The 24254-nt window shown below is 47.9% G+C and carries 17 protein-coding genes, 3 tRNA genes and 4 rRNA genes; 11 read left to right on the plus strand and 13 right to left on the minus strand.

The window, feature by feature from the left end; translation table 11 throughout:
* Positions 1-238 precede the first annotated feature (238 nt).
* The 10 genes from ubiE to hemB are packed head-to-tail and all read left to right on the plus strand — an operon-like array spanning position 239 to position 9112.
* Positions 239-994: a bifunctional demethylmenaquinone methyltransferase/2-methoxy-6-polyprenyl-1,4-benzoquinol methylase UbiE gene (ubiE, locus tag DYH48_RS19235; protein WP_006083326.1), complete on the plus strand. Its 756-nt coding sequence runs from the start codon at positions 239-241 to the stop codon at positions 992-994.
* Positions 994-1614: a ubiquinone biosynthesis accessory factor UbiJ gene (locus DYH48_RS19240; RefSeq protein WP_011982231.1), complete on the plus strand. Its 621-nt coding sequence runs from the start codon at positions 994-996 to the stop codon at positions 1612-1614. Before ubiE ends, DYH48_RS19240 begins: the two co-directional genes overlap by 1 nt.
* On the plus strand, positions 1611-3260 hold the full coding sequence (gene ubiB, locus DYH48_RS19245) for a ubiquinone biosynthesis regulatory protein kinase UbiB (RefSeq protein WP_006087111.1): 1650 nt from the start codon (positions 1611-1613) through the stop codon (positions 3258-3260). Before DYH48_RS19240 ends, ubiB begins: the two co-directional genes overlap by 4 nt.
* Before the next feature lie 59 nt (positions 3261-3319).
* On the plus strand, positions 3320-3559 hold the full coding sequence (gene tatA, locus DYH48_RS19250; protein ID WP_006083329.1) for a Sec-independent protein translocase subunit TatA: 240 nt from the start codon (positions 3320-3322) through the stop codon (positions 3557-3559).
* Positions 3560-3565: 6 nt separating this feature from the next.
* Complete coding sequence (gene tatB, locus DYH48_RS19255; RefSeq protein ID WP_006087112.1) at positions 3566-4081, plus strand: Sec-independent protein translocase protein TatB; 516 nt, start codon at positions 3566-3568, stop codon at positions 4079-4081.
* Between the two features lie 3 nt (positions 4082-4084).
* A complete protein-coding gene (tatC, locus tag DYH48_RS19260) occupies positions 4085-4840 on the plus strand; it encodes a twin-arginine translocase subunit TatC (RefSeq protein ID WP_115335669.1) in 756 nt (251 codons plus the stop codon).
* A 45-nt stretch (positions 4841-4885) separates the two neighbouring features.
* The gene (locus DYH48_RS19265) at positions 4886-5413 is read left to right on the plus strand and encodes a hypothetical protein (protein ID WP_006087113.1); all 528 of its coding nucleotides are present in this window, start codon (positions 4886-4888) and stop codon (positions 5411-5413) included.
* Complete coding sequence (locus DYH48_RS19270) at positions 5413-6216, plus strand: TatD family hydrolase (RefSeq protein WP_115335670.1); 804 nt, start codon at positions 5413-5415, stop codon at positions 6214-6216. Before DYH48_RS19265 ends, DYH48_RS19270 begins: the two co-directional genes overlap by 1 nt.
* Positions 6209-8074 carry a sensor domain-containing diguanylate cyclase gene (locus DYH48_RS19275; RefSeq protein ID WP_115335671.1) on the plus strand — a complete coding sequence of 622 codons (1866 nt, stop codon included), beginning with the start codon at positions 6209-6211 and terminating at the stop codon, positions 8072-8074. Before DYH48_RS19270 ends, DYH48_RS19275 begins: the two co-directional genes overlap by 8 nt.
* Positions 8075-8104: 30 nt before the next feature.
* The gene (hemB, locus tag DYH48_RS19280; protein ID WP_006087116.1) at positions 8105-9112 is read left to right on the plus strand and encodes a porphobilinogen synthase; all 1008 of its coding nucleotides are present in this window, start codon (positions 8105-8107) and stop codon (positions 9110-9112) included.
* Positions 9113-9341: 229 nt separating this feature from the next.
* On the opposite strand, the gene rrf (DYH48_RS19285) is transcribed toward hemB, so the two are convergent.
* The 9 genes from rrf (DYH48_RS19285) to DYH48_RS19325 form a co-directional block, all read right to left on the minus strand.
* A 5S ribosomal RNA gene (gene rrf / locus DYH48_RS19285) occupies positions 9342-9457 on the minus strand.
* A 37-nt stretch (positions 9458-9494) separates the two neighbouring features.
* Positions 9495-9570: transfer RNA gene (locus tag DYH48_RS19290), tRNA-Thr, on the minus strand.
* A 38-nt stretch (positions 9571-9608) separates the two neighbouring features.
* A 5S ribosomal RNA gene (gene rrf, locus DYH48_RS19295) occupies positions 9609-9724 on the minus strand.
* A gap of 138 nt (positions 9725-9862) precedes the next feature.
* Positions 9863-12767: ribosomal RNA gene (locus DYH48_RS19300) — 23S ribosomal RNA — on the minus strand.
* Between the two features lie 362 nt (positions 12768-13129).
* Positions 13130-13205 (minus strand) — tRNA-Ala (locus DYH48_RS19305).
* Positions 13206-13342: 137 nt separating this feature from the next.
* Positions 13343-13419 (minus strand) — tRNA-Ile (locus tag DYH48_RS19310).
* A gap of 99 nt (positions 13420-13518) precedes the next feature.
* A 16S ribosomal RNA gene (locus tag DYH48_RS19315) occupies positions 13519-15063 on the minus strand.
* The 16S, 23S and 5S rRNA genes sit together here with 3 tRNA genes alongside, the layout of an rRNA operon.
* Before the next feature lie 693 nt (positions 15064-15756).
* Complete coding sequence (gene secA / locus DYH48_RS19320; RefSeq protein WP_011982229.1) at positions 15757-18483, minus strand: preprotein translocase subunit SecA; 2727 nt, start codon at positions 18481-18483, stop codon at positions 15757-15759.
* Positions 18484-18543: 60 nt separating this feature from the next.
* Positions 18544-19443: a M23 family metallopeptidase gene (locus tag DYH48_RS19325; RefSeq protein WP_006079901.1), complete on the minus strand. Its 900-nt coding sequence runs from the start codon at positions 19441-19443 to the stop codon at positions 18544-18546.
* 27 nt (positions 19444-19470) lie between these two features.
* On the opposite strand from DYH48_RS19325, the gene DYH48_RS19330 reads away from it, so the two are divergent.
* The gene (locus tag DYH48_RS19330; protein ID WP_006086703.1) at positions 19471-19917 is read left to right on the plus strand and encodes a DUF721 domain-containing protein; all 447 of its coding nucleotides are present in this window, start codon (positions 19471-19473) and stop codon (positions 19915-19917) included.
* 12 nt (positions 19918-19929) lie between these two features.
* On the opposite strand, the gene lpxC is transcribed toward DYH48_RS19330, so the two are convergent.
* The 4 genes from lpxC to DYH48_RS19350 form a co-directional block, all read right to left on the minus strand.
* The gene (gene lpxC / locus DYH48_RS19335) at positions 19930-20850 is read right to left on the minus strand and encodes a UDP-3-O-acyl-N-acetylglucosamine deacetylase (RefSeq protein ID WP_011845621.1); all 921 of its coding nucleotides are present in this window, start codon (positions 20848-20850) and stop codon (positions 19930-19932) included.
* 180 nt (positions 20851-21030) lie between these two features.
* The gene (ftsZ, locus tag DYH48_RS19340) at positions 21031-22218 is read right to left on the minus strand and encodes a cell division protein FtsZ (RefSeq protein ID WP_006079898.1); all 1188 of its coding nucleotides are present in this window, start codon (positions 22216-22218) and stop codon (positions 21031-21033) included.
* A 33-nt stretch (positions 22219-22251) separates the two neighbouring features.
* Positions 22252-23487: a cell division protein FtsA gene (gene ftsA, locus DYH48_RS19345; RefSeq protein ID WP_006079897.1), complete on the minus strand. Its 1236-nt coding sequence runs from the start codon at positions 23485-23487 to the stop codon at positions 22252-22254.
* On the minus strand, positions 23468-24217 hold the full coding sequence (locus DYH48_RS19350; RefSeq protein ID WP_012586608.1) for a cell division protein FtsQ/DivIB: 750 nt from the start codon (positions 24215-24217) through the stop codon (positions 23468-23470). The genes ftsA and DYH48_RS19350 overlap by 20 nt, the downstream gene beginning before the upstream one ends.
* Positions 24218-24254: the final 37 nt, after the last annotated feature.

Consider the following 24254-nt stretch of genomic DNA (forward strand, 5'->3'; position numbering starts at 1 on the left):
CAGTTATAGCCAACTGGGCGCTAAGCTATTCACCAAATCCTGATATTGTGGTCTAATGCCAGTCCATTTTACGTGGTCGACAAGCACTTAATCCTACGACTGTTAGGGTGTGCCTCAAGCTAAGGCATTGCAGTTAGTTTACTAGCTCGATCACAGAGTGATAGATCAAAGATTCAGCAAATGCAGGCGATGGCTTACACTCGCAACTAATACATTGCAAAACAATAGGAACACATTGATGTCTGAGGGCGAATCTAAAAGTACCCACTTTGGTTACAAAACCGTAGAGGCCGATAAAAAGGCCGAACTCGTTGCCGGCGTGTTTCATTCTGTTGCCGCTAAGTACGACATAATGAACGATGTGATGTCCTTCGGCATTCACCGTTTTTGGAAGCGTTACACCATTGAAGTATCTGGCGCACGCCCTGGCATGAAAGTGCTCGATTTGGCTGGCGGCACCGGCGACTTAACCGCAAAATTCTCTCACTTAGTGGGCGATAAAGGTGAAGTGGTTTTAGCTGACATTAACGATTCCATGTTGAAAGTCGGTCGCACTAAGTTGCGCGATAAGGGCATAGTCAACAATGTCAGTTATGTGCAAGCCAACGCCGAAGCACTGCCGTTTCCCGATAACCACTTCGACATCATTACCATCGCCTTTGGTCTGCGTAACGTGACCGATAAAGATGCGGCGCTGCGTTCAATGAACCGCGTGCTTAAGCCAGGTGGCAAGTTATTAGTGCTAGAGTTTTCTAAGCCTCAGCATGAAATTATGCGCAAAGTGTATGATTTATATAGCTTCAAAGTCTTACCTAAGATGGGCGAGCTCATAACTAAAGATGCCGACAGCTACGAGTATCTGGCTGAATCGATTCGTATGCATCCAGATCAAGACACATTAAAGCAAATGATGGTAGATGCAGGCTTTGAACAAGTCGACTACACCAACATGACCGACGGCATTGTCGCATTGCACCGCGGTTATAAATTCTAATGATGCCGCAAGAAGTTGTGCTGCTTGTCTGCGCCGCAATTGAAACGGGCCTGAAAAAACTTCAGGCTCAAGCGGGTGACTACTATTCGCGCCAGCGCCAGTTGCATGGCAAAGTGTTCCGCATCCAATTGTCGCAGCTCAGCTGGCCACTCTATTTGGTGTTTGCCAAAGAGATCCAAGTACTGAGCCGCTATGAAGGCGATGTCGATGTCAGTCTGCATGCCGATGCGACCACGCTTTATCGCGTGTCCGAAGGCGCAAACCTGACTGAACTTATCAAGCAAGATAAGCTCAAGCTTGAGGGCGATCTCAATTTATTACAAAGCTTTAGCCAATATCTACGCGGCATCGAGTTTGATTTTGCCGAGCCAATTTCGCGTTATTTAGGCGATGGTCCCACCCACAAGCTCATCAGCACAGGCCATCAGGCAAAGGGTTTTGCACTCGAAGTGTTGCGTAAAACGCGCTCCCACTTAGGGCAACTCGCCGTTGAAGAGTATCGCCTCGCACCGCACCCAATTGAGTTACTTCATTTTCGCGATCAAATGGATGATTTAGTTGCCGATACCCGCGCGATTGAACAACGGATTGCCCAATTAAGAGATCAAATTAAGCCATGACCCTTGCCAGTATCCGCCGCGGTTACCATGTCATCAAGACCTTGCTTCAGTACGGGTTAGATGACGTATTGCCGCCAAAGATGACACCTTGGTACTTTAAACTCGCCCGTAATAGCCTGTTCTGGATCCGCAATAAGCATAAAAATAAGCCCGGTGGCGAACGCTTAAAATTGGCGATGCAGGAACTGGGCCCCGTTTATATCAAGCTTGGGCAAATGCTCTCGACCCGCCGCGATTTACTCAGCGATGAATGGGCCAGTGAATTAGCCATGCTACAGGACAAGGTGCCGCCCTTTGATGGTGCGCTCGCCCGCCAAGCGATTGAAGCTGAACTAAAAGCGCCGATTGAATCCCTATTCGATGACTTTAATGAAACCCCGCTGGCATCAGCCTCTATTTCTCAAGTGCATACAGCGACCTTAAAATCTAACGGCAAAGACGTCGTACTTAAGGTGCTACGGCCGAATGTAGAAACCAAGATTCAGGCCGATCTGCAGTTGATGTCGCAAACCGCCAAGTTGATTGAATACCTCCTCGGTGAAGGCAACCGCCTGCGCCCTGCCGAAGTGATCGAAGATTACCGAGTGACCATTTTAGGTGAGTTAAACCTTAAGCTCGAAGCATTAAACGCAGTCAAGTTACGCAACAACTTCCTCGACTCAGATGCGCTCTATGTGCCTTATGTGTATGAAGAATTTTGCTATCCGCGCTTAATGGTGATGGAACGAATTTACGGTATTTCGGTCTCGGATATTGCCGCCCTTAAAGCGCAAGGCACCAACTTTAAGTTATTAGCTGAGCGCGGAGTAGAGCTGTTTTTCACCCAAGTGTTCCGCGATAACTTTTTCCATGCCGACATGCATCCGGGCAATATCTTTATTTCCCGCGATCATCCAGAGAACCCTTATTACATTGGGCTCGATTGCGGCATTATGGGCACACTCAGCGAAGTCGATAAACGCTATCTCGCCGAGAATTTCCTCGCCTTCTTTAATCGCGATTATCACCGAATTGCCCAGCTCTATATTGAATCAGGTTGGGTATCTGAAAAAACCGATCTACAGGCCTTTGAACAGGCCATCAAAGTAGTGTGCGAACCTATGTTCAACAAGCCACTCGACGAGATTTCCTTTGGTCATGTGTTACTGGAATTATTCCGCACTGCACGCCACTTCGATATCGTGGTACAACCGCAGTTGGTATTGCTGGAAAAGACCTTACTTTATATCGAAGGCTTAGGTCGTCAGCTGTATCCGCAGTTGGATTTATGGCAAACAGCTAAACCGTTTTTAGAGCAGTGGATGGCCGACCAAGTAGGTCCTAAGGCTATGTTTAAAAAGGTATCCACAAAACTGCCATATTGGGCTGATAAACTACCAGAATTCCCTGAACTGATTTACGATAACCTTAAGTTAGGCAGGAAATTGCTGAGTTCTCAGCAACAAATGCTAGATAAGTATTTGAAATACCAGCAGCAGGCTCACAAGAGTAACTACTTGCTTATCACTTCTGCAGTTTTATTGATCTGTGGCACGTTATTGATCAATAGAGACGCTACACTATGGACCCCTTATGTTTGTCTAGTTTCAGGCATTATATTGTGGTTTGTCGGATGGCGATCTAGGCCAAAGAATCGCAAATTTTAGCTAGCACTAATAAATCATAGGTTCATAATAGAACCGATATCAATTAAGAGGATACCTTCATGGGTGGTATTAGTATTTGGCAACTTCTTATCGTTGCATTAATCGTTGTCTTGTTGTTTGGAACTAAAAAATTACGCTCTTTAGGCGGTGATTTAGGTGGTGCGGTGAAAGGCTTCAAAAACGCCATGTCTTCAGAAGAAGATAAAAAGGCATTAGAAGACACCGAAGCGGCTAAAACAGCACAAACGACTCAACAGGCGACTGAAAAGAAACCTGAGTCTAACAAAGAACAGGCGTAACTCTTTATGTTTGACGGTATCGGCTTTATGGAGCTGCTGCTGATCGGTGTTTTGGGGCTAGTGGTTCTTGGCCCCGAACGTCTACCGGTTGCGGTGCGTTCGATAACGAGTTGGATCCGTGCGATGAAACGCATGGCTAACTCGGTAAAAGAAGAACTTGAGCAGGAGCTGAAGATCGAGCAATTACATGCAGATCTTAAAAAAGCCGAGAGCAAAGGTTTATCTAACCTCTCACCTGAACTCAAAGAGTCTATTGAACAACTGAAGCAAGCGGCACAGTCGGTGAACCGTCCTTATCAAGTTCAGGATCCGGTAAAAGATACGCCTGCGCCAGAGAATCAAATACATTCTCCAGTTTCGAGCACAGTTCAAACTAGCCAGGTTCACACTAGTCCAGCTCAAGCGAGCCAAGCTAATCCGACTGCCACTGTAGAGGCGAGTCCAACGTCGGCATCTCCCGCTACTCCAAGTGAGCCATCTCAGGGCGCGGATACCCGTTCTAACCCGAAAGCCAACGGATAATTCATGTCGCAACAGCAGCCACTTATCAGCCATTTGCTTGAACTTAGGTCCAAGCTGCTAAAATCCATTGCCAGCGTGTTATCAGTGTTCATTTGCAGCGTGTACTGGGCAAATGATATCTACCATTACATGGCAATACCTTTAATGCAGTCTTTACCCCTTGGTGGCAGCATGATTGCGACCGATGTCGCTGCCCCTTTCTTCGCGCCTTTTAAATTGACCCTAGTATTATCGTTTTTTGTGGCTGTGCCCTATGTGTTGTTCCAGATCTGGTCCTTTGTCGCACCGGGTTTATACAAACATGAAAAACGTTTAGTGATGCCACTGCTATTTAGCAGTACCTTATTGTTTTATCTCGGTATCGCCTTCGCTTATTACATAGTATTCCCCGTCGTTTTTGGCTTCTTTGCTAACAATGCCCCAGAGGGCGTTCAAGTTGCGACCGACATTACCAGTTACCTTAACTTCATTCTGAAGCTGTTCTTTGCCTTTGGTCTATCCTTTGAAATCCCTATAGCCGTTGTTTTACTTTGCTGGGCGGGTGTGACAACACCTGAAGAACTTAAGCAAAAACGTCCTTATATCGTCGTAGGCGCCTTCGTTGTGGGCATGCTGTTAACCCCACCCGATGTAATTTCCCAGACTATGCTTGCCGTACCAATGCTGTTATTGTTCGAAGGCGGTTTATTAGCGGCTCGTTTCTACAGCAAGCAAGGTGACGACGAGTCAGACGAAGATAGCGAACAAACAAACGACTAACGTCCTCGATGGCGTTAGGGGAATAATATAATAAGGAACATTCTCATGCGCTTAACTCTTATGGCAGCAGCAATTATGCTGGTATCAGTCCAAGCAAATGCCAGCATTGAACAACAGTTAACCCAATGTGCAGCAACAGCCGATAAACTCGACCGCTTGATTTGCTATGACAAGCTAGCAGAAAACGTCAAAAGCGTAACACCAGCTTTGGCGAGCACTCAAGTTGCGCCTGCGACTGTAGCAACCGTTGCAGCCCCGACTGCTGTAGCAGTAGCGGCCACCGCGCCCCAAGCACCAGCCGCTAATATTGTCGATGACTTTGGGATGGAAGCTAAGCGCGTTCAAGAAAATACGGTCGATAAGATTTATCTTGAAGTACAGTCTATGACTGAAGATCCCTACGGTGCTATCAAAGTAACATTCACTAATGGTCAGGTATGGAAACAAACCGACGGCCGTAAGTTCAACTTAAAGCAAGGCGAAAAAGTCTACATTGAAAAAGCAGCCCTAGGCTCTTTCTTAATGGGCACTGATGAGCGCAATGCCAAGGCACGGGTAAAACGCCTAAACTAATGCCCTCATACATAGATATCGCTGTCAATTTACTTGGCAGCGCACTCGAGCCAGACACAGCATCGATAATACAAGCGGCGGCGGACCAAGGGGTTTCGCCGTTAATTGTTATTGGCAGCGATTTAACTGAAAGTGCAGCTGCCATCGCGATTTGCCAACAATATCCCAATCAACTTTATTGCACTGCTGGCGTACACCCTCACCATGCCAGTGGCTGGCAAGCTGACTCAAGCAAGCAACAAGCCGAACTCTGCCAAGCACCGCAAGTGGTTGCCGTTGGCGAATGTGGCTTAGACTACAATCGTGATTTATCTCCTCGCCCCATCCAGCGCCAAGCATTTATTGCCCAACTCGCCTTAGCCGTTGAACTGCAAATGCCCGTACTGATGCACGAGCGCGAAGCTCACGAAGACTTTATTGCTATCCTGCGGGAATATCGCCCACAGCTTAGTGGCGCGCTTTTACATTGTTTCACTGGCACTCACGCCCAAATGGAAGCCTATATCGACCTCGATTTGCATTTAGGCATTACAGGCTGGGTTTGCGATGAAAGACGTGGCCAAGAGTTAGCGCAACTCGTGCCATTTATTCCGCAGAACCGCATTTTAATCGAAACCGATAGCCCGTACTTATTGCCTCGCAGCATGAGGCCTAAGCCTAAATCGAGTAAGAACAAGCCCGAATATCTCCCCTACATCGCGAGTTATATTGCAAACTTGCGCGGTGAAAATGCTGATGAGTTTGCAGCGCGTTGCTACCAGAATAGCGTAGCTTTTTTTAATTTGGACCGAGTCCATGCTTAAACGAAACTCGTCACTCATACTCTTGCTGTGGCTATGGATGTGTTCAACACCTTCATTCGCAACCCTATTAAGCATTGATGAATCAACGGCGACCCCGTTAAACCTTACGCCTTGGTTGATGGTGAGCCACCCCACTTCGGCGAAGGAATTTACCGAGATCCAAGCCTTGCCAAAAACGGATTGGCATAACTTCACCAATAAAGACATTCAAAAACTCAGCGGCCATGATTTTTGGCTGAGTTTCAGCTTAACCAGCCCAGACGATGCACTTTCACGTATTTTAGCGTTAGATAACCCCTTGTTAGACAAGGTGACTATCTATCATTTAGTCAATAATAAGCTCGCTAAAACTGTGCTTATGGGCGACACCTTTCCCTATAACGAACGGCCATTTTTGAGCAATATCTTCCTGTATCCTTTTAAACTCAACATGGATGATACCCATACTTTTTATTTGCATATTCAGACCGAAGGCAGCGCTGCGGTATCGTTGAATCTCTGGTCATCTAACGACTTAGCCAAGATTGCTGAATCAACCGCCGTCGAACATGGTTTCCAACTCGGCGTACTGGCCGCGATTGGTATCTTTAGCCTCTTTATTGCGATTGCATCGGGCTCATTCAGTTACAGCTATTATTCCGGCTACGTCCTGAGCATGACCTTGCTCGTCGCTACCATCAACGGTTTTGCCTTTCGATTCCTCTGGCCAAATTGGCCAATATTACAGCAAGTTATGGTGCCGTTTTTACTACCAATCGTTATGGCATTTGCGCTGATGTTTACCGAAAAAATATTACAGCTCAAATATTTAAACCGCCGCATGCTGCTGACTTGTCGCTATAGCGCTGTGTATATCCTATGTATTGGACTCGCCACGCCTTTTATCCAATATGGAACTGCGCTCTATATCGAGATCATTTCCGTTGCAGTGCTCAGCCTGGTACTGATGGTCTTTGCTATTACTCAGGCCATCAATGGCCATAAACTGGCACGTATGTACACTATTGGCTGGGTGAGTATGCTGACAGGAGCTTGCATCAGTAGCTTGTTGTATCTCAGCGTGATTGACCTCAATTTAAAACCGCAAACGCCTGTCATGCTCGGCCTGACATTTGAAATCATCTTTATGTCTTTGGTGCTAGCCATCCGCTATAACGATGAACGCAAAGCTAAGCTACGTATTCAGCAAGAGGCCTTGAAGCAAGCACAGAAAATTCGCAGCGCGCGGGAAGAAGCCCTAAAAGCGGAAGCCGAGAGCAATGAGAAACTCGAGCAAATGGTGCAAGAGCGCACCTTAGAACTTGAAATCACCCTCAGAGAATTACATGAGGTAAACCAAAAGCTAACCGAACAAAGCACTATCGACAGTTTAACTGGGGTTAAAAACCGCAGTGCTTTCGATAAACGTTTGATCGCTGAAAGCCGGATCAGCCGCAGGCAAGAAACACCCATAGCCCTGTTGATGCTCGATATCGATCGCTTCAAGCTGATCAACGATAGATTTGGCCATCTTGCAGGCGATGAAGCCTTACGAACCATAGCCCAAACATTACAGCAACATTTAAAGCGGCCAACGGATCTCGTATCACGTTATGGAGGCGAGGAGTTTGCTATCATCCTGCCTAATACAGCAGAAGATGGTGCACTCCAAGTCGCTGAAACGATAAGAGACGCAGTTGCCTCTCTCCATTTCGAATGGGAAGGTGTAGCGATACCTTTGACTATCAGTATCGGAGTCAGTGCCGATATCGTCACTAACGATCAGCACAGCACCAAATTATTAGAACAAGCGGATAAAGCCCTCTACCAAGCGAAAAATGGTGGACGTAATCAAGTCAGCTTATTTTCATCAGTTTAAGCAGGACCAGTACCTAATTAGGAGTCAAATGTGAATATCATTACCAGTGCCTTCCCTCAGCGTAGAATGCGCCGCATGCGTAAACATGATTTTAGCCGTCGTCTCATGGCCGAAAATCAACTAACGGTCAATGACTTGATTTATCCCATGTTTGTTCTAGAGGGCACCAATCGCAGTGAAAAGATAGCCTCTATGCCAGGTATTGAACGTTACTCAATCGATTTACTACTAAAAGAAGCCGAAGAACTGGTTGAGTTAGGCATCCCATTAATTGCGCTCTTCCCTGTGACGCCTGCAGAGAAAAAGACCTTAATGGCAGAAGAAGCTTATAATGCCGATGCCTTAGTGCAGCGTGCTGTACGTGAGCTTAAAAAAGCCTTTCCACAGCTTGGCATCATGACAGACGTAGCATTGGACCCCTTCACCACTCATGGTCAAGACGGCATCATAGATGAGACTGGCTACATCCTAAATGACATCACCACCGAGATCTTAGTGAAGCAAGCATTGTCACACGCCGAAGCCGGTGCAGACATAGTTGCACCGTCGGACATGATGGATGGCCGCATAGGCGCTATTCGCCAAGCCTTAGAAGCAGCAGGCCACGTAAACACCCAAATCATGGCTTACTCAGCAAAATACTCTTCAAGCTACTACGGCCCGTTTCGTGACGCAGTAGGCTCAGCAGGCAATCTCAAAGGCGGCAATAAACACAGCTACCAGATGGATCCTGCAAACAGTGACGAAGCTCTGCATGAAGTCGCACTCGATATTCAAGAAGGTGCCGACATGGTTATGGTTAAGCCAGGCATGCCGTATTTAGATATAGTGCACCGCGTTAAAACTGAACTTGCCGTGCCAACATTCGCCTATCAAGTCAGTGGTGAATACGCCATGCACATGGCCGCCATCCAAAATGGTTGGTTAGCCGAAAAAGCCATCGTCATGGAATCTCTACTTTGCTTTAAGCGCGCAGGCGCAGACGGTATTTTAACTTACTTCGCTAAACGTGCCGCACAGTGGCTTAAAGAAGCTTAGACCTCGCGATAGCTGTGTATCAATTGAAGAAAGCAGCCTTATGGCTGCTTTTTTGTATCTGGTCATTGATAGCTATGGGGACTAAATCAGCACATTTGGTGTTATGGAGAGAATAACGGGAGAAAGACTTACTAATGAATTGAAGAACAGGCTGAATTTTACAAATTGCAGACGCAAAAAAGCCAGCTTATTCAGCTGGCTTCGTTACATCTCAATGAGATAATTAGGCGCTTGGCGATGACCTACTCTCACATGGGGAGACCCCACACTACCATCGGCGCGTTTGCGTTTCACTTCTGAGTTCGGGATGGGATCAGGTGGTTCCACAAGGCTATTGTCACCAAGCAAATTTTTTATTCTAGGAAATGACACTAGATTGTAATGGTGCTGATACCCAGAATCGAACTGGGGACCTCATCCTTACCAAGGATGCGCTCTACCGACTGAGCCATATCAGCAATTCTATACTAATCAATTAAGATTATTTAAATTAGGCGCTTGGCGATGACCTACTCTCACATGGGGAGACCCCACACTACCATCGGCGCGTTTGCGTTTCACTTCTGAGTTCGGGATGGGATCAGGTGGTTCCACAAGGCTATTGTCACCAAGCAAATTCTGTTTATTACCGTGTCCATCTCTGGACCACGTTAATAATAATTCGGAAAGCTGATTTGCTTTGTTTGAGTTCGCACTTCATCAAGTGTCGATATTCTGTCTAAGGCTTTCAGTAAAACCCATCTGGGTTGTATGGTTAAGCCTCTCGAGTCATTAGTACATGTTAGCTCAACGCCTCACAACGCTTACACACCATGCCTATCAACGTCCTAGTCTCGAACGGCTCTTTAGAGGAATTAAATTCCTAGGGATGACTCATCTTAGGGCTCGCTTCCCGCTTAGATGCTTTCAGCGGTTATCGATTCCGAACGTAGCTACCGGGCAATGCCATTGGCATGACAACCCGAACACCAGCGGTTCGTCCACTCCGGTCCTCTCGTACTAGGAGCAGCTCCCTTCAATCATCCAACGCCCACGGCAGATAGGGACCGAACTGTCTCACGACGTTCTGAACCCAGCTCGCGTACCACTTTAAATGGCGAACAGCCATACCCTTGGGACCGACTTCAGCCCCAGGATGTGATGAGCCGACATCGAGGTGCCAAACACCGCCGTCGATATGAACTCTTGGGCGGTATCAGCCTGTTATCCCCGGAGTACCTTTTATCCGTTGAGCGATGGCCCTTCCATTCAGAACCACCGGATCACTATGACCTACTTTCGTACCTGCTCGACGTGTATGTCTCGCAGTTAAGCTGGCTTATGCCATTGCACTAACCGTACGATGTCCGACCGTACTTAGCCAACCTTCGTGCTCCTCCGTTACTCTTTGGGAGGAGACCGCCCCAGTCAAACTACCCACCAGGCACTGTCCCTAATCCCGATAAGGGACCTAGGTTAGAACATCAAAACTACAAGGGTGGTATTTCAAGGACGACTCCATCATGACTAGCGTCACAACTTCAAAGTCTCCCACCTATCCTACACATGTAGGTTCAATGTTCAGTGCCAAGCTATAGTAAAGGTTCACGGGGTCTTTCCGTCTAGCCGCGGGTATACGGCATCTTCACCGCAATTTCAACTTCACTGAGTCTCGGCTGGAGACAGCGTGGCCATCATTACGCCATTCGTGCAGGTCGGAACTTACCCGACAAGGAATTTCGCTACCTTAGGACCGTTATAGTTACGGCCGCCGTTTACCGGGGCTTCGATCATGAGCTTCTCTTGCGATAACCCAATCAATTAACCTTCCGGCACCGGGCAGGCGTCACACCGTATACTTCCTCTTGCGAGTTTGCACAGTGCTGTGTTTTTGATAAACAGTTGCAGCCACCTGGTATCTGCGACTCCCGTCAGCTTAGAGAGCAAGTCTCATCACCAACAGGAGCGTACCTTCTCCCGAAGTTACGGTACCATTTTGCCTAGTTCCTTCAGCCGAGTTCTCTCAAGCGCCTTGGTATTCTCTACCCGACCACCTGTGTCGGTTTGGGGTACGATTCCCACTAACCTGAAGCTTAGAAGATTTTCCTGGAAGCATGGCATCAACTACTTCAGTCCCTTAGGACCTCGTCATCAGCTCTCAGTCTGCACACTAAAGTGCGATTCCCCGGATTTGCCTAAGAAATCAACCTACCACCTTAAACGCGGACTACCAACGCCGCGCTAGCCTAGCCTTCTCCGTCTCTCCATCGCAGTTAGCGGAAGTACAGAAATATTAATCTGTTTCCCATCGATTACGCCTTTCGGCCTCACCTTAGGGGTCGACTCACCCTGCCCCGATTAACGTTGGACAGGAACCCTTGGTCTTTCGGCGAGGGGGTTTTTCACCCCCTTTATCGTTACTCATGTCAGCATTCGCACTTCTGATACCTCCAGCGTGGGTTACCCCTTCACCTTCAACGGCTTACAGAACGCTCCTCTACCGCGCATCTCTAATGAAATGCACCCGTAGCTTCGGTGACTAGCTTAGCCCCGTTACATCTTCCGCGCAGGCCGACTCGACTAGTGAGCTATTACGCTTTCTTTAAATGATGGCTGCTTCTAAGCCAACATCCTAGCTGTCTAAGCCTTCCCACATCGTTTCCCACTTAGCTAGTACTTTGGGACCTTAGCTGACGGTCTGGGTTGTTTCCCTTTTGACGACGGACGTTAGCACCCGCCGTCTGTCTCCCGAGTAGTACTCATTGGTATTCGGAGTTTGCAAAGGGTTGGTAAGTCGGGATGACCCCCTAGCCTTAACAGTGCTCTACCCCCAATGGTATTCGCTCGAGGCGCTACCTAAATAGCTTTCGAGGAGAACCAGATATCTCCCGGTTTGATTGGCCTTTCACCCCCAGCCACAAGTCATCCGCTAATTTTTCAACATTAGTCGGTTCGGTCCTCCAGTTGATGTTACTCAACCTTCAACCTGCCCATGGCTAGATCACCGGGTTTCGGGTCTACACCTTGCAACTAAACGCGCAGTTAACACTCGGTTTCCCTACGGCTCCGCTATTCGCTTAACCTCGCTACAAAATGTAAGTCGCTGACCCATTATACAAAAGGTACGCAGTCACGGTCTCAAGAACCGCTCCCACTGCTTGTACGTATACGGTTTCAGGTTCTATTTCACTCCCCTCACAGGGGTTCTTTTCGCCTTTCCCTCACGGTACTGGTTCACTATCGGTCAGTCAGGAGTATTTAGCCTTGGAGGATGGTCCCCCCATATTCAAACAGGATGTCACGTGTCCCGCCTTACTCGTTTTCATCAATGGTTAGTTTTCATGTACGGGGCTATCACCCTGTGCCGCTGTGCTTTCCAACACATTCCACTAACACCCCACTGACTTAAGGGCTAATCCCCGTTCGCTCGCCGCTACTAGGGGAATCTCGGTTGATTTCTTTTCCTCCGGGTACTTAGATGTTTCAGTTCCCCGGGTTCGCCTCGCAACACTATGTATTCATGTTGCGATAACAGCTTATGCTGCTGGGTTCCCCCATTCGGACATCGTTAGCTCAAATGCTTGTTACTAGCTCGCCAACGCTTTTCGCAAGTTACTACGTCCTTCATCGCCTCTGACTGCCAAGGCATCCACCGTATACGCTTAGTCGCTTAACCATACAACCCAAATGAGTTTCACTCACCTGGGTCGCATTGCGACCAGCTTGGTTTTACTTGTCTCACTTCTGACCAAAGAAGTGGACGCGCCTTAGACGTAAACTATTCAGCAAAGAATAATTTACTTTTGAATATTCAAGACACTTAATAAAGTGTTTGAGAACTCATGTTCAATGCTTTCGCATTGAACGTTTTGTAATTAATTACATGACAGACTCATGCAATTAAATACTATCAGCTTTCCAAATTGTTAAAGAGCGGGCTTAAAAAAGCCAAAGATAATTTTTAAGTTTATCTTTGGCATCTCTATCCATAGTGCATATGCCTTATTACTTTGCAATAAAGTCAGAATAAGGTGTAAATGGTGGAGCTATGCGGGATCGAACCGCAGACCTCCTGCGTGCAAGGCAGGCGCTCTCCCAGCTGAGCTATAGCCCCATTTACATGCAGTGCGAGTAAGTAAGATGTTCCAAACCTCTAAAAGGATTGGTTTGCCAATCATTTCTTATCAAGGCGGACAGTGGCGACGTTTAGTTTACTAAACGAGTCACTTTCCAACGCTGAGAAGGAAGGATTGGTGGGTCAGAGTGGACTTGAACCACCGACCTCACCCTTATCAGGGGTGCGCTCTAACCAGCTGAGCTACAGACCCATCTTTGATGAACCTATTTAATTAGGTTTATCTTTTACTCTTTCTTCTATCAAGCAAATCTGTGTGAACACTCAACAAACATTAAGTTAGTCGTATAGGTAAGGAGGTGATCCAGCCCCAGGTTCCCCTAGGGCTACCTTGTTACGACTTCACCCCAGTCATGAACCACAAAGTGGTGAGCGCCCCCCCGAAGGTTAAGCTACCCACTTCTTTTGCAGCCCACTCCCATGGTGTGACGGGCGGTGTGTACAAGGCCCGGGAACGTATTCACCGTGGCATTCTGATCCACGATTACTAGCGATTCCGACTTCATGGAGTCGAGTTGCAGACTCCAATCCGGACTACGACGAGCTTTGTGAGATTAGCTCCACCTCGCGGCTTTGCAACCCTCTGTACTCGCCATTGTAGCACGTGTGTAGCCCTACTCGTAAGGGCCATGATGACTTGACGTCGTCCCCACCTTCCTCCGGTTTATCACCGGCAGTCTCCCTAGAGTTCCCACCATTACGTGCTGGCAAATAAGGATAGGGGTTGCGCTCGTTGCGGGACTTAACCCAACATTTCACAACACGAGCTGACGACAGCCATGCAGCACCTGTCTCACAGTTCCCGAAGGCACACCTGTATCTCTACTGGCTTCTGTGGATGTCAAGAGTAGGTAAGGTTCTTCGCGTTGCATCGAATTAAACCACATGCTCCACCGCTTGTGCGGGCCCCCGTCAATTCATTTGAGTTTTAACCTTGCGGCCGTACTCCCCAGGCGGTCTACTTAATGCGTTAGCTTGAGAGCCCAGTGTTCAAGACACCAAACTCCGAGTAGACATCGTTTACGGCGTGGACTACCAGGGTATCTAATCCTGTTTGCTCCCCACGCTTTCGTGCCTGAGCGTCAGTCTTTGTCCAGGGGGCCGCCTTCGCCACCGGTATTCCTCCAGATCTCTACGCATTTCACCGCTACACCTGGAATTCTACCCCCCTCTACAAGACTCTAGTTCGCCAGTTCGAAATGCAATTCCCAGGTTGAGCCCGGGGCTTTCACATCTCGCTTAACAAACCGCCTGCGCACGCTTTACGCCCAGTAATTCCGATTAACGCTCGGACCCTCCGTATTACCGCGGCTGCTGGCACGGAGTTAGCCGGTCCTTCTTCTGTAGGTAACGTCACAGTAATAGCGTATTAAACTATTACCTTTCCTCCCTACTGAAAGTGCTTTACAACCCGAAGGCCTTCTTCACACACGCGGCATGGCTGCATCAGGGTTTCCCCCATTGTGCAATATTCCCCACTGCTGCCTCCCGTAGGAGTCTGGGCCGTGTCTCAGTCCCAGTGTGGCTGATCATCCTCTCAGAACAGCTAGGGATCGTCGCCTTGGTGAGCCATTACCTCACCAACTAGCTAATCCCACCTAGGTTCATCCAATCGCGGAAGGCCCGAAGGTCCCCTCCTTTCCCCCGTAGGGCGTATGCGGTATTAGCAGTCGTTTCCAACTGTTATCCCCCTCGACTGGGCAGATCCCTAGGCATTACTCACCCGTCCGCCGCTCGCCGGCAAAGATAGCAAGCTATCTTCCCGCTGCCGCTCGACTTGCATGTGTTAGGCCTGCCGCCAGCGTTCAATCTGAGCCATGATCAAACTCTTCAATTAAAGTTTTTTGCTTCCGTCTTGCGACTTCAGCGGCTCAATGAATTCTGATTTTTTGTTTCTCGCTAAAGAAACAAACTGTACATATTGCTATGAACACTCATTGTTACATTGATTTAAATTTTTGACTGCCAACCCGAAGGTTAAGCAGTTTCGATTAACTCAACACCTGTGAGTGTCCACACAGATTTGCTTGATAAATTGTTAAAGAGCGTTGACCACACACTGAGTTTTCAGCGGGTCAGGGCTGCGTATTCTACGCATTCCCGTTAGTGCGTCAAGTAGTTTTTTCAACTTTCTCAACACTCATCGTTTAGCTCGCTAACCGATGAACTGCTTGGCTTTCTTTGCTTAACTTGCGTTACGCTGTCTGCCGTGTCAGTGGATGCGCATTATAGGGAGATTGAGAAAGTCCGCAAGGGCTTTTTTGAGAAAAATGGATCTTTTTTTAATACTTTCAGTTAGTCACATAATACCCCCACTTTATCCTCAGACTTATCCACAAAATGGGTTTTAACGGTTAAATTTTCTACAGCGATGGCTTTGCTTTAATGGCTATCGATGAGAGTGAAATGATGTTCAATGGGGAATAACGACGATTAGCTATATAAAGAAGAAATAAAAAGGCAACTTAGATAAGTTGCCTTTAGTGTGCGTTCTATTCTACTTATTCAGTAGGCTTAATCTGTCAGCAGATTAACTTAACTTGCCGTGACATTGTTTGTACTTGCGACCTGAGCCACAAGGACAAGGATCGTTACGACCCACTTTCTCACCATCACGGATCATCGGTGCTTGCGCAGTGACAGCTTCATGCTCATCACCACCGCCAACAAGCGACTCTGCCGCTGCGTGTTGATAGTCGCGCTGGATCTTGGCATCTTCTTCACGACGACGCGCTTCCATTTCTTCCACATCTGACTGAGCTTGAACTTGTACTTTCGACAGCACACTGATGACGTCGTGTTTCAAGGTATTCAATAGTTGTTGGAATAACTCAAACGACTCACGCTTATATTCTTGCTTTGGATTTTTCTGTGCGTAACCACGTAAGTGGATACCTTGACGCAGATGGTCCATCGCCGCTAAGTGTTCTTTCCACAGACCATCGAGCGTTTGTAGCATAACGGCTTTCTCGAACTGGCGTAGCACTTGCGCGCCAACCATTTCTTCTTTTGCCTTATACGCATCGCCCCAAGCAGTGATAATACGCTCACGCAGACTCTCTTCATGCAGATCGTCTTCTTTATCTAACCATTCCTGGATAGGTAGTTTGAGCATAAACTCTTGGTGTAGACGTTGCTCTAAACCTGGGATATCCCACAGCTCTTCTACTGATTGTGGTGGAATATACTGATCGATGACCGCGCCAATCACATCGTCTTGAATGTTTTGGATAGTATCTTCAATACTTTCCGCATCCATCAACTCGTTGCGCTGAGCGTAAACCACTTGGCGTTGATCGTTAGCTACGTCATCAAATTCGAGTAATTGCTTACGGATATCGAAGTTACGTGCTTCAACTTTACGTTGAGCGTTTTCGATTGCACGAGACACCCATGGATGCTCGATAGCTTCGCCTTCTTCCATACCCAGCTTTTTCATCATGCCAGAGACACGATCTGAGGCGAAGATACGCATTAAGCTATCTTCCATCGACAGGTAGAAGCGTGATGAACCCGCGTCACCTTGACGACCCGCACGACCACGTAACTGGTTATCGATACGGCGTGATTCGTGACGTTCGGTACCTAGGATGTGCAAACCACCCGCGGCGACGACTTCATCATGACGAATTTGCCAATCGGCTTTGATCTTAGCTTTTTGCTCAGCTGTTGGATTATCGAGTTCATCGATTTCCATGTTCCAGTTGCCGCCAAGCACTATATCGGTACCACGACCTGCCATGTTAGTGGCAATGGTCACTGAACCAGTACGGCCAGCTTGCGCGACGATTTCAGCTTCTCGTTCGTGGAATTTAGCATTTAAGACTTCGTGCGGGATCTTTTCCTGCACCATTAAGCGCGCTAACAGTTCAGACTGTTCGATTGAGACTGTACCCACCAATACTGGCTGACCACGTTCGCGGCAATCTTTAATGTCTTTGATGATAGCTTGATATTTTTCATCGGCGGTAAGGTAAACCAAATCCGCCATATCCTTACGCACCATTGGACGGTTAGTCGGCACAACGACTGTGTCTAATCCATAGATGTGTTGGAATTCGAACGCTTCAGTGTCGGCTGTACCTGTCATACCTGCCAGCTTCTCATATTGACGGAAGTAGTTCTGGAAGGTAATTGAAGCCAATGTTTGGTTTTCGTTTTGAATATGCACGCCTTCTTTGGCTTCGACAGCTTGATGTAAGCCTTCTGACCAACGACGACCCGGCATAGTACGACCTGTGTGTTCATCGACTATGATGACTTCGTTGTCTTGTACTATGTAATCCACATCACGCTCAAACAGCGTGTGCGCACGGAGCGCCGCGTTGACGTGGTGTAATAGGGAAATATTTGCAGCAGAATAGAGTGAGTCGCCTTCGGCTAACATGCCGCGCTCGATCAACAGGTTTTCTACTTTTTCTTGACCACGCTCGGTGAAATGCACTTGTTTGGCTTTTTCATCGATGCTGTAGTCACCCTCACCCACATACTCTTCCGTATCTTCTTTATCTTGACGGATAAGATTTGGGATCAAGGTGTTGATCTTGATGTATAGCTCAGAGCTATCTTCAGCGGCGCCAGAGATGATCAGCGGCGTACGCGCTTCGTCGATTAAGATTGAATCCACTTCATCGATTAGGGCGTAGTGCAACGGGCGTTGTACTCGTTCTTGCGGTGAAAACGCCATGTTATCGCGCAGATAATCGAAACCAAACTCGTTGTTGGTACCGTAAGTGATATCGGCGTTGTAAGCAGCTTTCTTTTCATGCTGACCGAGACCTGCCACGTTGATGCCGACGGTTAAACCGAGGAACTCAAACAGTGGGCGGTTATTCTCGGCATCACGACGTGCTAAGTAATCGTTCACTGTAATCACGTGAACGCCTTTGCCCGTCAATGCGTTTAAGTAAGCGGGCAAGGTTGCCGTTAAGGTTTTACCTTCACCCGTACGCATCTCAGCAATACGGTTACTGTCGAGTACCATACCACCGAGTAACTGTACGTCGAAGTGGCGCATGTCAAATACGCGCTTAGACGCTTCACGTACTGTAGCAAACGCTTCAGCCATGATGCTATCTAATGAAGCGCCGGCAGCTAAACGCTCACGGAACTCAGCGGTTTTCGCTTTTAAAGCTTCATCGGTTAATTTTTCATAATCAGCTTCTAGTGCGTTAATGCTAATAACGATCTTTTGAAGCCCTTTAAGGGTGCGGTCGTTGCGACTACCAAATACTTTTGTCAGTAATTTACCAAACATCTGAATCACTTATTCTCTGTAGGCCAAGTCCATGATGGAAACTAGAAGCCAATGTTTCAATTAACTTGCTTTGCGGTAGACAAACTTTTGTGGATCTATCTGCTGTCCGCCGCGCAACACTTCATAATGCACATGAGCCCCAGTTGAGCGCCCAGTGCTTCCCATACTGGCGATTGCATCGCCTTTTGCGACCACATCACCTACAGTCACTGACAAAGCTTTATTATGGCCATAACGCGTATGTAAACCGTTACCATGGTCTATTTCGACCAACTCGCCATAACCGAACATGTTCCCAGCCCAAGTTACTACGCCTGCAGCAGTCGCAACAACTTTGGCCCCTTCTCGGCCGGTAAAATCAATCCCCTTATGCACAGTCCTGCGACCGTTGAAAGGGTCATTACGTAATCCGTAGGGCGACGATAACCAACCTTTATCGAGTGGGATCCCTGATATATAACGTTCATCATCTATATGGTGGTTAGATGACACTGTTTCAAGTAGTGAAAGCTGAACATTATTATTGTCAATTCGTGATGCCAACTTATCCATATCGTCGATAAGCTGTCCGAGCTCGATGTTAGTGCCTAATTCGCTCAAACCACCCACACCAACTTCGGATGAGAAATCAAAATCTTCATCCAATTTGTTCTGCTGGGCGACCTGTTGACCTAAGGCTTCGAGACGGGTGATCTTGGCTTGCATACGTGCAACATGAGTCACTAGCATAGCCAGTTGAGACTCGGTAGCACTTTTTAGCTCTAAGACTTGTTTCTTTTGTTGTTCGCGCACGAGACGATCGTTATCGACACTGGCTTGCTGATCTTGAAATCGAGCTGAGTTGTGTTGATAAATACCGGACCCAGTGGCCAACAATAGTATTGGAAGTAGCAACCAGCGTTTACTGGGCTGCCAGCGTGTGACGCCATTCCGACCTTGAATAAATACTGTTACACTCATAGCCTAATTCAGCCATCTTATTATCATATGAAAAAGCCCCCTCAAGATCTCAGCCAATTACTGCATCAATCGGGCAAATTACCCGACCTTGCTGAGAAAGCGGAACTACTTATGTATCTGAATCATCATGTGAAGCAGATTATCGCAGGTCCTGTTGCGGAGCAGCTAAAAGTCGCTAATTTCCGCCAGGGTGTTCTTGTGGTTGAAACCACTTCGGCGGCCTGGGCTGCACGAATTAATTTCCAAAAGCCGAAGCTACTAGCGCAGCTTCAAGCAGAAACGCTCCCAATCCTTACCGCAATCGAAGTTAAAGTCAACCCGAGATTAGCAATGTATGACGCAAAGCCTAAACAGGGACACAAAGAATTAAGCCCTGCGGCAGCGGAGCATATTGCGGCATTAGCGGAAAATATTGGCGGTTCACTGGGCGAAAAACTAAAACGGCTGGCCTCATTGGCCAGCCGTAATAAATAATCTCACCGCTTTTTAAGCAAATACAGCGCCACCTGGCACGGTAAAGCTAACGGGAACATCGGCTTCTTTTTCAAAGCTGACCAACTCCCACGCATCCTGTTGCGCCAGTAAAGCACGCACCAATTGGTTGTTCAGTGCATGACCGGTTTTATACGCAGTGAACTCACCTAAAATAGCGTGTCCTGCCACATATAAATCACCAAACGCATCTAGAATTTTGTGCTTAACAAATTCGTCCTCATAACGCAGGCCGTCGGGATTAAGGACGCGATATTCATCAAGTACAACTGCGTTTTCCATGCTGCCGCCCAACGCTAGGTTGTTGGCTCGCAGATATTCGATATCACGCATAAACCCAAAAGTACGGGCGCGGCTGATATCTTTCACGAAAGCAGACGTTGAAAAGTCCATCACCACATGCTGTTGGCTACGAGCGATTTCTGGGTGCGCGAAGTCAATTTTAAAATTGACTCTAAAACCTTTAAAGGGTTTCAGCTCGGCCCATTTGTCGCCATCTTCAACACGCACAGGGCGCTTAATCTTTAAGTACTTCTTAGGTGCGGCCTGCTCTTTAATACCCGCAGACTGCAATAAGAAGACAAATGGGCTCGCACTGCCATCCATAATAGGAATTTCAGGCGCGTCCACTTCGATTACGGCGTTATCTATGCCTAAACCCGCAAGTGCTGCAAATAAATGCTCAATGGTCGAGATACGAATACCTTCGTCATTGACAAGTGCCGTACACATAGTGGTTTCACGAACTTGCTCCGCCTTCGCTGGAATGGCGACGGCAGGACTCAAATCAGTGCGCACGAGTACGATCCCTGAATTAACGGGCGCGGGCATTATGCTCAAAGTGACCTTGTTGCCAGAATGCAATCCGACACCAGTAGTTTTCACCATTTTCTGAACAGTTCTTTGAAATATCATTCAGTTACCCGTTTATATGCCAATTATAAAGCCTAATATTTGTACACTCAGCGTCGGCAAATTGGCCGCACTGGTTCAACATAATAACATAACTTTATTATGTCACACAAATGCAGCTATGCTGTGGTATTGCCCAAAACGAACAACACCTCACATATACGCTGGACTCAAACGCTATCGCTAGTCGGCTTGCTTACGCAAAAATGCTGGAATATCAAGATAATCCAACTCATGCTTTGTCGATGGTGCAGGCTGTGGAGCTGGCTGTGGTGCCGCTGGCAATACGTTGCCTTTTGGCGCAGCGTAGTTCACATGTACCGCTTCTTCGACATAGGCTTCGACTTTTGGTTCCACAACCACTGGCTCTGGACGAGGCGCAGGCTTAGACACCAATTGAATATCTGGACGCTTTTCAGCACCAATACCCGTAGCAACAACCGTTACACGCAGCTCATCACTCATTTCTGGGTCGATGACAGCACCAACAACCACAGTCGCGTTGTCAGAGGCATAAGCCTTAACGTGATTACCCACGGTTTCGAATTCTTCGATACTCATGTCCATACCCGCAGTGATGTTAACTAACACACCACGCGCACCGGCTAAGTCGATGTCTTCTAATAATGGGCTGGCAACAGCAGCTTCAGCCGCTTCTTCTGCACGGTCTTCACCGCGAGCGACGCCTGTACCCATCATGGCATTACCCATTTCAGACATCACAGTCTTCACGTCGGCGAAGTCGACGTTAATCAGACCTGGACGAGTGATAAGCTCGGCAATGCCTTGTACCGCGCCAAGTAACACGTTATTCGCTGCGGCGAACGCATCGAGTAAAGAAGTGCCACGGCCCAATACTTTTAATAATTTTTCATTTGGAATCGTGATTAACGAATCCACATGCTTAGCCAGCTCAGCAATACCTTGCTCAGCATAAGCCATACGCTTTTTCCCTTCGAATGGGAAAGGCTTAGTCACAACCGCAACGGTCAGAATACCTTCTTCGCGAGCGATTTGAGCGACAACAGGTGCAGCACCAGTACCTGTACCACCGCCCATACCGGCAGCGATAAAGATCATATCTGAGCCTTTGATCGCCGCGCGAATGTTTTCGCGGTCTTCTTCAGCTGCTGCACGACCCACATCTGGGTTTGCCCCTGCTCCGAGACCTTTAGTGACATCGCGTCCTAATTGAATCGTTGAGCCTGCGCCTGATTTTCTCAGGGCCTGAGCGTCTGTATTGGTAACGATAAACTCAACACCTTCAATGTTGTGTTTGACCATATGTTCGACAGCGTTACCGCCGCCGCCGCCAACGCCGATGACTTTAATCACCGCGTCGTCTGAGTGAGTATCCATGATCTCAAACATTGTCTGATCTCCGTGTTGCCTGCGTTATGAAAATTAAAATTCGCCCTTAAACCAGCTTTGGACCCGATTCCAAGCGCTAGTTACCCCTTGGCGCTCAGGACGTTCGAACTGACGTTCGATCACCCGTCGTGCACCGTAATGAAGCAGTCCGACTCCAGTGGAGTAAATAGACTGGTCCACGTATTCATATAAACCTTTGATCGGTAGCGGTGACGCTACACGAACAGGCATGCCGAACGTCGCTTCCGCGATATCGACCACACCTTGAATCGACGCTGTGCCACCTGTGAGCACAATACCTGCGGCGATTTGATCTTCTAATCCACTATCTTTCAACTCTTTAAGTACTAACTCAAACAGCTCTTGGTATCTTGGTTCTACTACTTCGGCGAGCGTGTGACGTGACATGCTACGTGATGGACGACCACCTACCGACGGTACTTCGATACTGTCTTCGCGGCTCACCATAGAGCTGCGCGCACAGGCAAATTGCACCTTAATTTGTTCTGCATGTGACGACGGTGTGCGGAAAATCTTCGCAATGTCGTTAGTCACTTGGTTGCCTGCGACTGGCACAACCGCACAATGACGCAAAGCGCCGTTGGTATATACCGCAATATCTGTGGTGCCACCGCCAATATCGACGATACACACACCTAAGTCTTTCTCATCGAAGGTCAGCACGGCATCGGCCGAAGCAATCCCAGAGAACACTAAGTCGTCGACCTTAAGGCCACAACGCTCAACGCTCTTAGTAATGTTCTTCGCCATATCATTGGCGCAGGTCACTATGTGTACCTTGGCTTCCATACGCATACCGGACATACCGATAGGGCTGCGAATGCCGTCTTGCACGTCGATCGCATATTCCTGTGGCAGCACATGCAAGATGCGACGTTCAGTCGGGATCTTCACCGAGCGAGCCGTGTGGATCACGTTATCAACGTCTTCCTGTGTCACTTCTTCATCGTTGATCGAGACCATGCCGTTTTCGTTTTGGCAGGCGATGTGTTTACCAGAGATGCTCAGGTAAACCGATGACACTTGGCAATCGGCCATTAATTCCGCTTGATCGAGCGCACGTTGTACACTGCGAACGATCGAATCTAAATCGTTAACGCCACCTTTATCCATGCCCCTTGAGGGATGGTTACCAAGGCCGACTATGCTGATTTCGCCATCGGGCAGAACTTCGCCTATGATCACTGCGACCTTAGAGGTTCCTATGTCCAATCCGACGATAAGGTTTCTATCTTGGTTTTTGATCATTAATTATCGGCTCTCTTGTTTGTGCATCGCCCCAGCCTACGGCCAACCCTGTGTCGTAGCGCAAATCTACTCTGGCAACGGATTTCTCTTGTTTCGCCAAAACCGGATAAACAGTAATAAATCGCTGTATCCGTGCAATTTTATCTTCTCGACCTAAATCTAAAACGATGCCGTTTCCTAAGGTCGCGTGCCACGCATGTCGTGGCGTCAAATACAAACTGGCTAAGGTAAAGCCATTAATCTTTAACAGGGAGTTGATCTGTGCATAGACAGTCAACACCTCAAGGCCCATATCGTCTGGCCCTGATAACTGCGGTAAATGTTCCAGCTCTGGATGCGATGGCGCTTCAAACACTTCACCATGCACATTCAACCAGGAGTCGCCATTCCAATGGGCCGCCGGTTGCTGCTCTTGCAAATACACCCTGAGTTTCGCTGGCCACTCACGTCTTACCGACGCGCGATACACCCAAGGTAAGTCTTCTAACGCCTGTTGCACTAAGGTGATGTCAGCACTAAAAAAACTCCGCTGCATTAAATCCTGTAGTGCCACTTGTATATCTTTATCTGTGGTGTAAGCCCGCTCACCTTTGATGGCAACGGCCTCTATCGGCAAGGTGCTGGCATCATTTAAAAACTTATGTAACTGGTATCCACCAAATACAAAACTGGCCACGATGAAGAATAAAAAGCCAGCCCCGCTCCACAGATACCAATTAACCCGTGACATTCTTGCCCGCCAGTGCCGCCTCTTATCACTCCAAGAC

It is taken from the genome of Shewanella baltica (genome assembly GCF_900456975.1).
In the GTDB taxonomy this organism is placed as follows: domain Bacteria; phylum Pseudomonadota; class Gammaproteobacteria; order Enterobacterales; family Shewanellaceae; genus Shewanella; species Shewanella baltica.